The sequence below is a fragment of the Erysipelothrix enhydrae genome (assembly GCF_035066605.1).
Taxonomy (GTDB): Bacteria; Bacillota_I; Bacilli_A; order Erysipelotrichales; family Erysipelotrichaceae; genus Erysipelothrix; species Erysipelothrix amsterdamensis.
The window spans coordinates 1,364,121-1,377,978 of the sequence record NZ_CP125807.1 but is presented as its reverse complement, the minus strand read 5'-3'; the positions used below and the strand labels follow the sequence as shown (position 1 = coordinate 1,377,978).

Sequence of the window (13,858 nt, the reverse complement as noted above, 5' to 3'; positions counted from 1 at the left end):
TTAGAATTTCCCCTTCGCTACGATACTATAAACAATATTTGCTTTATTCCAGATATGATCTTTTCCTCCAACAAATGAAGCATATTCAACAAAAACAGTTCTTCCCCAAGGATCATTGACTTCAATATAGTGATAATCGGACGAGTTTTTATTTTCGACCCACTTATAACCTCTTCCTACAATCGCATGACCACTTCTTCCCTCTTTAAAGTCTGATTCAAATAAAATGATGTAAGGTTTTCCGTTATTAATGGAAGTAGCGTATTTCCAATAACCCAAAGGTCCATACTTAGAAATGTAATGATTTCCATAAGCAGAAGCATAATTAACAGCCTCGACCGTTTCAGATACACTTCCTTTTGACGAAGTTTTCCTCTCGCCTGTCACGTGATAGACTATATCTGAAATAGACCCTCTACTTCCATAAAGATAATCCCCTACCATTTTAGCTGATGTAGCCCAACACCAATACGTTTGCCCTTGCTTATACAGTGGAACCCATAGTGTTTTCTTACCACTTGCGGCATATAAATCTGTTAGCGAAGCTGAAAAGGTTATCACACCTACAAGTACAACAGTAACTAGTTTCAAAATACAATTTCTACACTTTTCCATAATTTCCCCTCTTTATGTTCAATTTGTAGTATATGCAAACAGTAACACTATTCAAATATTAAAATCAACATTGTTTTTTTCTCCATAAACTTAACAATGGAAATAATATTATACTTTTGAGTTATTCTTGATTTTAAAGTACTTTCGATACTCACTTCAACGCGTGTAAATTAAAAAGACTTTTGTATTTGAATTCATTCTAAGATGATTCCTGACAAAAGTTTTCTACCTAAATGATGCTTTCAACCACAGCACTCTTATTGAGGTTAAGATTTGATAAAAAAAACACGTTCATTCGACTGATATACATTCAGTTTGATGAGCGTGTTTTTTAATCAATGTTTTATTGATTGGCTCTTATGCACAATCAACAATGACATTTTTATTTTGTATTGTTAAGACGGTATCTGCTAGGTGCTCGATATGTTGATACTCATGGCTTGTGAAGATAATGATTCGTTCTTCATTGATATATCTTTTTATTAAATCTACGAGTACCATCGTTGACTTCTTATCCAGAGCATTAAAGGGTTCATCTAAGAGTATGAGATTGGGTTGTTCCATGAACGCTTGAATGATTCGTAACTTTTGTTTCATTCCTAACGAATAAGCCTTATATCGCTTGTGAATATTGCGTTCCATATCGAAGATTTGAATTAATTCGTTAAGGAAGGTTTTATCCGTTTGTTTACGAATATTTATCAAGTACTCGAGATTCTCCATACCTGTGTAATTTTTGATGAAATGCGAGTCATTAATCAAAACCCCAACACTGTTTGGAAAATCACGGTTTACACCTAATGTTTCACCATACACATCGATTGATCCTGAGGTAGGTTTAGAATAGCCACACAGCATCTTCATGAGTACACTTTTACCAGACCCATTCTCTCCAACGAGGCCTACAATCTTACCCGTCGGAATTTCCAAAGAGACGTCTTCGAAAATTTCTAAATTTTTAAATCGTTTTGATATATTTCTAATCTTAATCATAATATTCTCCAATCTTTTTTGAATGACCCCAGTATAAAAAATAAGTCATAACAATGAAACATATATAGATTGAGATATACCGTAAATTGATGTCATACGAGTCAGGCATCACAATTAAATGATACTTGCCCATGATTATATCTGCTAACAACAACATAAATACAGTAAATATTTTGTGAATTGATCGAGAACCGTTTTTTGTTGTTATGTTTATAAAATTATAAAGTAGTTTTAAAAATACCATCAATAGCACTATCTTGATGTCCTGTAAAAAAAGTTCAACTAAACTATTAGGAGACAAAACGAAACGAACGTGTTGAGCATTTGAAAAAGCAACTAAAAGTACTCCATAACCCATAATTATGACGAAGGAGTTCTTTAAATATTTTAAAAATAGATAGAGCCAATAACAGGTTATACTTTTAAATCGTGACATCATGAACATATGAATTGACGTTTCTTGTTCGCTTACGGTATCAGTATAGAGAAACAAGTAATACACAATCAGATTCAATACCCCAAAGATTATTATATCTTTGAAATAGAGTCCGACTCTACTGAATGCAGCTGAGTTCATGAAATATACTTTATACTCATCGTAAATTTGGAATCCATGTGTCGTATCAAGGTGTACGTTTACCAAGTGTATAAAAGTAATGGTTAGTAATGTGAGGACCATCATACATGGTAAGATTTTTTTTATTTTTCTAAACTTCATAACGACGACAACTTATAAAGTACAATACCACTGCTGTGATAATCGGAACCAGCAATGACGATAGATACATAAGTGTATTAGGATAACTATAAGCTCCTGAAACGATCACAGCTGATGGATCGAACATATATCTTAAAACAGAGTTATAAGGGATAAATAATGAACTTGCGATTGAAAATGCAATAAAATACATCGTAAATGCTAGTGTTACCATAGGCAAATTTTGGAAATAAGGGACTACAAATCCATATGCGACGCCATAAATTAATGGAACAATAAAGAATACAAAGATTCCCCATAATAAGTGATACAGCCTACAGTGGTTTAAAAAGAAATCTTTAGGCAACCAATCAATGAATAGTTTTACTGGAATACCAAATTGTATATCATCTGCACTCACTTTACTTCCAAACAATGAGGCGAATATATAGAAAATTAAATAACCCAAGAAGATTGATATTGAGACTTTAAACGACTCTTCAAAAATCTTCTTCCGTATGAATTTTGAATAACAATCAAAACGGTAACACTCAAAAAAGTACTCATTGTTTTTCTTTAGGTAAATGTTTATCCCAACAATAGTGATAAATAGAGGAAGTAATAATTGAAATAAATTCGAGCCCCAGATCATCATACTAATGTAGGACCCTACACTTTGATGGAAAAATGGCCACCAATTGTTTTCTCCACCGAATTCCAACGCATCGATTCCCGAAAACTTAAAACCATTCTGAAATCCTTCCCAAAGCGTTGATAGTGTGTGATTATTTGATTCAAGAGAAATGAAGAATACAGATGTAGAAAGTAATACAATTAGTAGATAATCACTATTTTTTCTTACGTTACGTGAAAGCATCTTACAATTCCTATCCTATTTTAAAGTCTTACGGTCTCCAAGATCCCGAAACTTGAGTATACCCACTATCCCATATATTTTGTCTGCGAGCCCGTAGATCATATTGAGTTCCTCTCTTTGTATTGGTATTTGTTATTGTAAAACAACCCGAGTCATGATTCATAAAAAGAACCTCTCTCTGTTCCTTACCCGTTCTAGAATTATGAATCGAAAAGAACATGTTGAGACCTTTTAAAGACGAATAATCCCATTCAATACCACTTGGGCTATACGTCTCTTTATCAACAACACTTGAAACTATCGCTCTTTTTCTATTTGCACGACCATCAAAACCATAATAATAGCAATTATAGTCCGTTGGTCCAGCAGCTTCATTCGCTTGGACGGATAAATCAACAATACTTCCTAACACCATCGTAAAAATCAAAAAAACCGATACACAAAACGTTTTTCTCATAACCACCCTCCTTTTCATTTGTGTACGCATAAAATATAACACAAAAAAAGCTCCTATTTTACTCCGCTATTTCGTATTACAGACACGGATTTTTTTAGGGAATTTTTAAATTATTGCATATAATACTTCCATTTTATATCTCAGTATTAAATTAGATACGGAAATTTTTTAATCGTCGTTTTAGTCTTAAATGACAAAAAAGTGCGAAAGATTTCGCACTTTGCATATATTTTCATTTATCGAGTAATACCTAATTCAATAATTCTCAATAATAATATTTCGAAAATAATAAATCAGTGTAAAGTTTATCGCTTCAATACGGCATCTACCCAACTATCAAATGGTTTGAAACTATTATTTTTAATAACATAATTCTCATTATTCACCATCAAGTAATAATTACCTACATTGTTAAATTCGTAAGTAGTTCCACTCTTTAGATTTATTGTTAGTGCTATCATTCCACCATAGATAACTTCCATTTTATTCTTAGAGATTTTCTCTACCTCAAATTCATCTAATGCATCTACGAGTTCTGGGATATCTTCAGCATTCACTTCACGTTCTAAAACAGTTGGACCAATATGTCTCTCTATGCGAACACTTTCAATACCATTTAACTCAATATCATCTTGCATTGTCTTAAGCATGTCTTGCTTACTACAACCGGAAATGAACGCTAAAACAAGTACCCATACGATCATGAACCTTTTCATTCAAATTCCTCCTGTTAATTTTATTATACATGTTTTTTATCAACTTTAATCTATGTAGGATTATTCCAATTTAAGGAATCTACCACATAAACATAAGACTTATAAACATAGTATTTTCATCTTATTCTTTGTCTAACATCATGGTGTTAAACTGTGAATTTCTACATAATGAAGAAAACCCATTTTTTATAAAAAAGTGCGGTCATTTACCGCACTAACAAAGCTATACTCATTTAAAGGGCTGTTGACATTCAAACTAAATGATTTCTTCCAAATAGATAGACTGGATCTGATGTTTTTGATTCATATCCATATGGTCTATTCTTTAACAATATTAAGCAAAGAATAAATAAAAGCTATTATCGAAAATACAATTAATGCATATGATAATAGATTAATCATCGTAAGTCCTTTAAATTGTAAGAACATCTTCCATGAGTCTCCACTTATACCCCGATCGGCAGCATAAAACACATGTGCGATTCTTAATGCAACAAAAGCAAAAAAACCAGCACCAAATGAGATTTCTCCAAGTTTCATTACCTGTTTATTATTATTCATAATATTCCCCCTCATAATTTTATTAATAATAAATTACACTCAATATTTGAATATAATTCTCTTTTTCAACACTGCACTTACATTATACAAATAGCCCCAGAAAGTTCGAATTATAATCAAGTCATCCCCTGAGGACCCATTTCTACTATGACTAGGTACTGGTACGCCAATTCGATGACTACGTCAAAACATACCTTCTGCTCTGTTGATTTGAATCTATAAGATTAGATAACTTGTTCATTATGCATTCGATCATTGGTTACGTCATAAATGTTGAAATTGAAAATAAAAATCTACTATCTAATAGTTTTCAGTAAATTCTTTTCTCAGAGAAATACTCCAACATTGATTATAGTATAAGCATCTATCGATTTTATTTATACCTTAATAAATCATGCCTCAACCTAGAAAGCCCTTACACAGATATTACCATAACATGGTCAATAATCAAGACACTTTGTCAAAATAAAAAATAATAAGTGCATTGGTAATCTGTCTTCCGATATAGATTCATTTTAAGTGACACATCAACCGCCTGAAAAGCCACATGCATAATTAGGCGTTCGGTTTATTCAACGAAATATTAGATATAAAAATTACTACTATTATTTCGGAATTAAAGATCTAGATTTACGAATGCCCTTAATAGACTATTCATCTTATTATAGTTCTATAACTCGATCGCATAATTGCATAATTACTTTACTATGAGAAACAATCACAACGACTTTCCCTTGCTTTGTAAACTCAGAAAGAATTCCCATCACAATCTCTGCATTTTCTTGATCCAAATTACCGGTTGGTTCATCCGCTAGAACGATATTACCTTTTTTTAAAATACACCGGGCCAATGCGACTCTCTGTTGCTCCCCGCCACTAAGTATATAGATTGGGGTTTCTAATATTGCGCGATCGAGTCCAACTTGTTTTAAAGCAGCGTCTAACTTATGATCTTCTTTCTTTTTAAGTACTAACTCAAGATTATACCGAACGCTCTCATTATCAATTAAGGCATAGTTTTGAAATAGATAGTTGATATTCTCACGGACCAATTGCTCTTTTTTACGTTTGCTAATATTTTTAGTAGCTATCGAATCAATTAATAATTCTCCTTCATAATCAGAATCAATTAAACCGATTATATTTAATAGTGTACTTTTCCCAGAGCCACTTTTCCCGGATACCCCAACCAATTCACCCACCACAAATTTTTCATTAATATCATGAAACAGTGTGCGATTACCAAATGTACGACTTACCGACTTCAATTGAATCATCATCTATTCCCCCTTTATCTGATTACTCGAATTATTCCTAACAAACTTCGATTTCACAATACTAAATACGATAACATCAATCATTATTATTAACAGAAACAGAACTCCAATTCCTTTAATACTAATGGTCGTTTTTAGGAACACCGGCAGAATAACAGTAACAATAACAACAGCAAGTAAATCTGTAAAGAATAACAAAAGAATGTATTGTTTGAATATATTGAAATCAGATTCTCCTATTAGTTTTCTAACGAAGATTTCTTTTCGAATATCGCTCATATACGTATGTGTTATATTAAAGGATACAAAACTGATTAATAAAATTGAGATAAGCAGTATACCGGTATAGATCTTTAAAGAAAATTCCAAAATAGAAATCATAATATTTAGATCATTTGAAGTGTTGTTAAAATGTTCAACAGAAATATTATTCTCTATATTGAACTGTTTGAAAACATCTTCATTCTTCTTATACCACGCTTCCTTTGTTTCCGTCGAGTCCAGACTAAACTGCGCAGCTGTTGACGTTCCATAACCAAAGAATCGGAGTTGATAATCGGGAATCCCTTTAACTGTATTCTCATCAAATACAATTAATATCGGATTATGGATAAGATAATCCGAACCGACTACTTCACTGTTCATTGAGAAAAAATCTGAGTCTTCATAGATTATTGATTCCATCTGCAAATCATTTACGATTGTTTTCGTTGATTGGAAATACTCTCGATAGTCTTGAAGTATTGAGTTCTCAGAATCTTGTAGCTCTCTCGGTATTAATATGACACGTTTTTCTTTTTTTAGGGCGTTTTTAATTTGTTCCATCGGTAATAATTTATAATCGTTTATATAGATATCATTAACCAGAGTAAAAATATACTGATCATCATAACAATTTCTTGCTAACTTTCGTTCGATCGTTTCATCAGGGCAAGAATAAGCGGAAAAATCAACATAGTAGCCATTATTACCCGCGACGACTTTTTTATAAAAATCTGAATAATTAAATTCTGGATATCCTTTTGGAACACGCTTATTGCTTGTAGAATTATTATCTGATCTGTTTTTTGCATAACTTGTAAAAGCATAAGTGTCCCGATAGTTTTCAAAAATACTGAGTTTATAGCGTTGATCAGTAAGCGACTCTAACATATTTGTCGTATTGAGTAAAAAATATCCCAGGATAATTGTAAATAATACCTTGGACACCATCGAAATCCTTATAATCGCATTTGTTGTTTTTTGGTTTTTTGTAAGCGAAGCAATGCTATATTTTCGCGTAATAATAGTTGAAGCTGTAATAATCAAAATAATCGATGCCAGTAGATATACTGATAGATATGTGATCTGAATTTTAATTAGGTAAATATTCCAATAGTTCATAATTAATGATGTCACAAACATTACAATAACCGAGAAAACTATATACCACGAAATATATTTAGATATTCCTTTTTTTGCTACCGAAAAATCAGACAATCCAAGTAATTTATATACGCCGATTTCTTTATTTCTTTTTACAAAACTAAAAATCGTTACGAGCATATTACTTATCGAAAAAATTACAATTGCAACCATCAAAAACAAGAAGAAAAACTCAGCATCACTTGAGATTGTTTTTTGCTGAACAATTTCATCAGCATCTAACCCCGCTCGCTGAGCAATTTCTTCGATATATACTTCAGCTTGTTCTTGATCTTTTGCATAGAGATCAAGAAAACCGTAGACTTCTTCGTCTAAGGTACTTTCATCAAGTTTTTTAAAAGTTAATTCAAGTTGCTCGTTTGAACCAATGTTTAGTGGTTTGACATAAAAATCGTGATTTTTATTCGTATCAAAAGTTGATAAACTTAATGTTCCCGACGGAATTCTTACGCCTAAAAATTCTTTGACGTCAGTGCTAAAGTCATTAACAGATACATAGCGAATTTTCTCGCTGTATTTTCCAAAATAAACATGATTTTTTTGGGCAGAACCGATGATACTCATAAACTCATCTCTCGATATTTTTGCAGTATCTGGTATATAAATACTTTTATAGGATCCTGATTTAAAAATATCATTAAGCATCGTTTCTTGTTGTGCGGACACTAACAAGATTGAGAACATTACTATAAAGACGATGAAAACAGACGTAAAGACTCTCGTAATTTTTGATGACATTGCAATCCCCCTCTTTTTTAAAATGTTATGCTAGTTTTTAACCATTAAATTAACTTATTGAGTACGGGTTATTCATAACACAGAATAGCATAGGTGTACGCTGCTCCACAATCTTAAAAATAGAGACATCTTTGACTATTTAAATTTGTCGAATGAATCAGTGAGTTAACCTTTGAAACTAATCGTACTCTCTTTGAAGAAACAGTCATAGAAATAGATTCCAATTTTCGATACCGACAGCATCTAGTTCGTCAATTCTATATTATGCGTAAACACCCAAGAACACTCATCTCTTTTTTGAAAAGTTACTTTCAATCACACGATTTGTCTTGATAGATTGTCTAGTGAGACTTACTGTCATTTTGATTCTAAGGTTACTTCACCTAAATATAATAGATATAATCGATGTATAAAATCAATGTTAGTTGCTTTAGATGCAGAGCACAACTCTATGATTAAAGTCGTTAACATAATTGGTTAACAAAGTAAAACACTTATTCATAAATATCATCTTATGCATATGAGAGAATGATTTTGGTAGAGTGTGACTGATAGATTAGATGTAAGGTATGATATCGATAAAATCCACTTCAAATAAGTTATTAATCCCTTTAGTTAAGATAGAGTCATGCAATCTATTTTAGAATAATCGCTATCGAAAAAAAAGAGGATCCGTTTAAAAAAACTATTAAATAGCCCAGAAAGAGTTGATTTAATTAACCAGCAAGCAAAATAAACTGATATATTAAATTACAAAATCATCATCAGACAATCGTATAGGTACAATATTAGTTGTAGTATTACGTCTTCAATATCACATATACTTGCTTCAAGCGCCACTCGAAATTTTGAAGCATATTCATAAAACAACCTAGAAATTTATGCTGTGAGAATAATGAGGATAAGCGAATATAACCAAATAGAGCTCTATCTACAAATTTTCAACCTTGATCACAAAGATGGTGTTAAATCTCTTTAAACATCAGATATTGCCTGATATATCTTTGAAGAAACAAATCAGAAAACTTAGTTTGGTGTTAACGTATCTACATTGTATCCTCAAAGTCTTGTTAATATACGGTAGAACTAACATAACATCTCTTATTACACCCCAATGAATAGACGGAATGCCATTATACATTATTCATCTACCATCCCTACATATCAACCCACGATGACGTATTTGATTGTATAAATAGATACTTTTTACTTTTTAAAAAACACTTCCTGAAATACCAAATTGATTTTCACACGTTCCATTCATGGTAGTGTTCTGACTCTAACACCCTATTGTTTTTTCTAGCTTTAGATTTAGTTTATCAGTCATGCTAAAGCAAACAAAGAGAACTAATTGCAGCCAAAATTGGCATTAAAGTTAATCGTTGTAATCTGTAAATCTATAATTAAAAAGTGCTCCATAGAAAATATTGTTGCTAGATTAGGAATAAGAAAACCATGTAATTGTTAAAGGTTTTACTTTTAATGATAAATTGATAGATTTAGACTACACGATGCTGAAAAATAATGATGAACCAGAATTAACATCAGAAAAATGCACCGCAATTAATGGAATGTGGTTAAGTGTTTACTATCCAATTGATTCTACTCTAAAGTGATGATCGGCGAAACTAGAGTAATAATTTATTAGTTGGTCTCTCGATAAATTTTTTAAGTCCTTCGATACTTTAAAGAATGGATCTTTAGGGTTAGCAATATATTTCATTAGCGTTACGTTTCTACTCAATGCGTATTCCTTTATTTTTTGAATGTAGAATCTCGAAACCTCTTTTCCTCTATATTCTTCAAATGGAATATGAATTAGTTGCAATCTCACAGACGTTTCTAACAGGCGCCCTTTAGTGATGAAAAAATCAACAACTACTACTTCTTGACATTTGTCTAAATCCCATAAGCAAAACGTGTATCCATTATCTAATGAATAACTTCGTTCTTTAAAATAACTTACGTTACCCTTAAATTTATATTCGAAGTTCCCCACTAGGTTTGATGGTAATCCCCAAGCTGTTATTGCATCTTCCACGCACATATACGCACCTCGTCTCACTTTGTTCCTAATCTAGATTATACCTATTGACCAACATAAATATTTAAATCAAAATCACATAACATTTGTTCTTATATGCAATGATTTAGCATATAAATAATTGCTATTTTCCTTATATTTTATATCATGAGAGCCTGAAGATATAGTTTAAGCTGTTTGAATATAAAATCTTCATACCGATGTTATTTGTTAAGTACTAAGCTACGATTGAATATTCAGGTTTCTAAATATATTATTATTTTACTAGTAATTTGTTTTTGGGAGTCTTATATTATTTCAACATCTCGGACTCAAGTTTTTCAATAATTTCATAGCTAGCAATACTTTGAAAGTTATAGAGATAAGGGTTCAGAATGTGTTGCATTGCATAGTTAAAATGTACAACACTACTAAGATTTTTTTTATCATTACCAATTGATATTTCCCTGAAAAAACAGATTTTTTCAAACTTACATAATTCATCATTACTAAAAGTCAGTGGTTTCTCATACTCTAAGATCCTTTTACCAGTTTCTGTTGAAATAGCATCAATTACATCAGCTTCAGTTATTTCACAACTCAACAGTTGCTCATGCAACTTCTCTTTGGTCAATTCATCTCTCTCTGAGTGTAATATTGCAGATAAATAACTATACTCTATCGAGCTACAATCATAGAGTTCATAATAAAGACGAAGATTAATAATGGTCTGTAAATAACTTTTAGAACTCTCAATTCTTTTTTTTATATGATTAATTAAATAATCCATATCCTTTTTGTGAATTTCTTGTAATTTACCAATACCATCAATATTTTCAAAATGGTAAACAAAACCTATATGTTCTCTTTGGTTATTTATTTCCATTTTCCGAGTTAAAAACTTTAGAAATATTTGATCATGTGAAAGTATTACGGTAGTTTTTTTGTTCACTTCATCTAAATATCTTGATTTCACAATAAAATTAAGTATTTGCTCTCGTCTATACTCATCATATGAAGAAGCAGGATCATCGATAATAACGTGTTTGTTTTCACTAGATATAATAAACAGTATTAAAGCAATTATATTTTTTTCTCCTGTTGAAAGATTCTTAGTTGTATCCATTTCTGCTAACTTGTGTCTCAATTCATATTTTTCGTTTATATTTAAAATCGTATTCTTCACTAGTTTGTAATTTATATCAAAACTACTAATTGCTTTATTTATCTTATTAATATTTTCCTTTATGATATTCATCATAGTAGAATTGAAATCTTTTCTATATTTTAAGTAACCTTCTTTCTCATCATTAAACGAATCTAATATGCTCTGAATAGGAACATCAAATGTTTCAAAATGATTAACAGTTTCATCACTCAACTTAATCGAGGATTTTTTATCTAGTGATTTTTCGTCATTAAACGAAATTCCGAATACAGCCTCAATTTCAATCATTTCTAGGTATATTTTATAATATTTGTCAATTTCCTTTTTTAATTCTTTTTGCACCTCTATATTATTAATTTTGCTAAAATCAACAAATATTCCTATATCGTTAAGTTGTTTCTCAGCATTGATAATTTTTTGATGTGTTTCGGGTAATTCATTCGCAATTACTATTATTCGTTTTACAATCTCGTCTGTTACATTTTGTTTACAAAACGGACAGATAGATCCCTGAAAATATCTTTCAAACCCTTCTCTTATCCACTCTTTTTCATTCACACTTATTTCAGGATTACTGTCCTCATATTTTTTAGGATTTCCTAATTCCTTATACAAATTAGTGTTACTAATCTTATTTGTTTTAGTTCGCTTAATTCCTAATTCGCTTTCTAGTCTTAAAATCCTCTCTTCCTGTGCATTAATGATTGATTTAATGTCTACTACAACATCTTCTTTAAGAAAAAACTCAAGTTTCTTTCTTTTTTCCTTAGAAATTTTATTTTCTCCATACACTACATCATATATACCAACTCCAGTTTTACTAATAATCAACTCCTCGACTCTGTCATCATTAAAAATTGCAAACTCAAGTTCCGGTTTAATGACAACATTTACTTGATTATCAGATCCGAAAGTTTTGTAAGTATTCAAATCTTCTTCTGCTGAATTCAATGCTAGAGCAATAGAGGATTTTCCTGAACCACTAATACCATAAATAAAATTCAATTTATTTTCACTTAGGTCAAAACTTGAATATCTAATATTACAAAAATTTTCAATTTCAATTTTCATAATTTCCCCCAACTTATGTTTATATCTATAACATTACCACATCCCCTTAATTGCGCAAGCGCTTTCCGATAATTAGCATCTTAGTCTTTTTTCACTAAGGAAATCTGAACTCATATATCATTCTCTGAAATTAAATTTCATGGAGAAAAACTATTTGTAAATTTAGGATATATACACATGATGAACTTTTTCAAGCCTGTCATTCGATCTCCTGTATTAATGATATCAATATAACTATATTCCTACTTATCGATTGATATCCCAATCTATAGTTATAATTTGAAAACAAATTCGTCACAAAGAAAAAATCAATTAATTTGCAAATTCATTAATTCAAACGCAACCTGTTCTAGTTTGCAAGGTTAATGAACTTCCGTATTGTTATAATCAATGTTCCTTAACTATATTGAAAAACAAAAATAGAAATGTTTCCAAATAATAAATTAAATGAAAATGTGATTATGAATTATTTATTCTAAAGTGCAATAATAGATGTTGCAGAATAGTTAGATTTCAGTTTGCTACGGTATCTCTTAGTAATAATGGTATAGAAATACTTTTTTAGATAAAATCACTAGTTAATCTTTGTTAGTATTCTATTTGATTTAAATATCCTTGGGTCGAATGAAAACATTTGTTTTTGAACCAATAAACTTATGCTAATAATTCTTGTCTCAATTCATCAGGTCTATAAATTAATTGTTTCCTATCAAACTCTATTTTTTATAATATATAATTTTGCTTGTCCTATTTGGTTATCATAATCATCCCCATGGCGTTCAAAGAGGGCGAAATCCCTAATGCTTCAAGAATTTCGTTAATGATGTAATTCTTGAACTTTTACTAGCGATCTATTTGTAAATATTTTATATTGGATATATTTTTATCTTCTTTCATAAAAACATCTAGCACAAAATTTGCTGTTTCCCTTTCACTAAAATTTAATTATTAAATTATTATAAGAAAAATTTATGATTAACCTTTATATTATTGCGAAGTCGATTATAACCTTTTCAATTAAGTACTCCTTGGTGAGCTTTAAGATCTACAAATTTATCATCTGCTTTCTTCCAATCTTTATAGTTCACCCGTCTCTCTAAATGTGAAATAATCGTTTTGCAAGTACTGAATTTTTTTTATAATTTGTACTAATTATGTTATAGCATTTTCTTATCTTAGCGTTTTGATAAAGATTCCAAAACATCTCAAAAACTACATGGATACTATAAGGTTTATTAAT

10 protein-coding genes are annotated in these 13,858 nt (G+C 30.7%); all 10 read right to left on the bottom strand.

Features of this window, described 5'->3' with window-relative positions:
• Complete coding sequence (locus LLS04_RS06805) at positions 1–615, bottom strand: C39 family peptidase (protein ID WP_123171587.1); 615 nt, start codon at positions 613–615, stop codon at positions 1–3.
• 357 nt (positions 616–972) lie between these two features.
• A complete protein-coding gene (locus LLS04_RS06800) occupies positions 973–1,608 on the bottom strand; it encodes an ABC transporter ATP-binding protein (RefSeq protein WP_323610959.1) in 636 nt (211 codons plus the stop codon).
• Positions 1,609–2,315: 707 nt separating this feature from the next.
• On the bottom strand, positions 2,316–3,182 hold the full coding sequence (locus tag LLS04_RS06795; RefSeq protein ID WP_323610958.1) for a hypothetical protein: 867 nt from the start codon (positions 3,180–3,182) through the stop codon (positions 2,316–2,318).
• Between the two features lie 28 nt (positions 3,183–3,210).
• Positions 3,211–3,639, bottom strand: a complete 429-nt coding sequence (locus LLS04_RS06790) for a hypothetical protein (protein WP_323610957.1) — start codon at positions 3,637–3,639, stop codon at positions 3,211–3,213.
• Between the two features lie 305 nt (positions 3,640–3,944).
• Positions 3,945–4,355, bottom strand: coding sequence for a hypothetical protein (locus LLS04_RS06785; protein ID WP_323610956.1), 411 nt, complete (start codon positions 4,353–4,355; stop codon positions 3,945–3,947).
• Between the two features lie 318 nt (positions 4,356–4,673).
• Positions 4,674–4,916: a hypothetical protein gene (locus tag LLS04_RS06780; RefSeq protein WP_323610955.1), complete on the bottom strand. Its 243-nt coding sequence runs from the start codon at positions 4,914–4,916 to the stop codon at positions 4,674–4,676.
• 662 nt (positions 4,917–5,578) lie between these two features.
• Entirely contained in the window at positions 5,579–6,196 is a 618-nt protein-coding gene (locus LLS04_RS06775) for an ATP-binding cassette domain-containing protein (protein WP_323610954.1), read from the bottom strand.
• Positions 6,197–8,356 carry a bacteriocin-associated integral membrane family protein gene (locus tag LLS04_RS06770; RefSeq protein WP_323610952.1) on the bottom strand — a complete coding sequence of 720 codons (2,160 nt, stop codon included), beginning with the start codon at positions 8,354–8,356 and terminating at the stop codon, positions 6,197–6,199.
• A 1,588-nt stretch (positions 8,357–9,944) separates the two neighbouring features.
• Complete coding sequence (locus tag LLS04_RS06765) at positions 9,945–10,403, bottom strand: hypothetical protein (RefSeq protein WP_123171596.1); 459 nt, start codon at positions 10,401–10,403, stop codon at positions 9,945–9,947.
• 289 nt (positions 10,404–10,692) lie between these two features.
• The gene (locus tag LLS04_RS06760; RefSeq protein WP_323610950.1) at positions 10,693–12,618 is read right to left on the bottom strand and encodes a hypothetical protein; all 1,926 of its coding nucleotides are present in this window, start codon (positions 12,616–12,618) and stop codon (positions 10,693–10,695) included.
• Positions 12,619–13,858: the final 1,240 nt, after the last annotated feature.

Excerpts from the sequence above, each read along its gene's own strand:
- LLS04_RS06805 (WP_123171587.1), bottom strand. The coding sequence starts at position 615 with ATGGAAAAGTGTAGAAATTGTATTTTGAAACTAGTTACTGTTGTACTT.
- LLS04_RS06800 (WP_323610959.1), bottom strand. The coding sequence starts at position 1,608 with ATGATTAAGATTAGAAATATATCAAAACGATTTAAAAATTTAGAAATT.
- LLS04_RS06795 (WP_323610958.1), bottom strand. The coding sequence starts at position 3,182 with ATGCTTTCACGTAACGTAAGAAAAAATAGTGATTATCTACTAATTGTA.
- LLS04_RS06790 (WP_323610957.1), bottom strand. The coding sequence starts at position 3,639 with ATGAGAAAAACGTTTTGTGTATCGGTTTTTTTGATTTTTACGATGGTG.
- LLS04_RS06785 (WP_323610956.1), bottom strand. The coding sequence starts at position 4,355 with ATGAAAAGGTTCATGATCGTATGGGTACTTGTTTTAGCGTTCATTTCC.
- LLS04_RS06780 (WP_323610955.1), bottom strand. The coding sequence starts at position 4,916 with ATGAATAATAATAAACAGGTAATGAAACTTGGAGAAATCTCATTTGGT.
- LLS04_RS06775 (WP_323610954.1), bottom strand. The coding sequence starts at position 6,196 with ATGATGATTCAATTGAAGTCGGTAAGTCGTACATTTGGTAATCGCACA.
- LLS04_RS06770 (WP_323610952.1), bottom strand. The coding sequence starts at position 8,356 with ATGTCATCAAAAATTACGAGAGTCTTTACGTCTGTTTTCATCGTCTTT.
- LLS04_RS06765 (WP_123171596.1), bottom strand. The coding sequence starts at position 10,403 with ATGTGCGTGGAAGATGCAATAACAGCTTGGGGATTACCATCAAACCTA.
- LLS04_RS06760 (WP_323610950.1), bottom strand. The coding sequence starts at position 12,618 with ATGAAAATTGAAATTGAAAATTTTTGTAATATTAGATATTCAAGTTTT.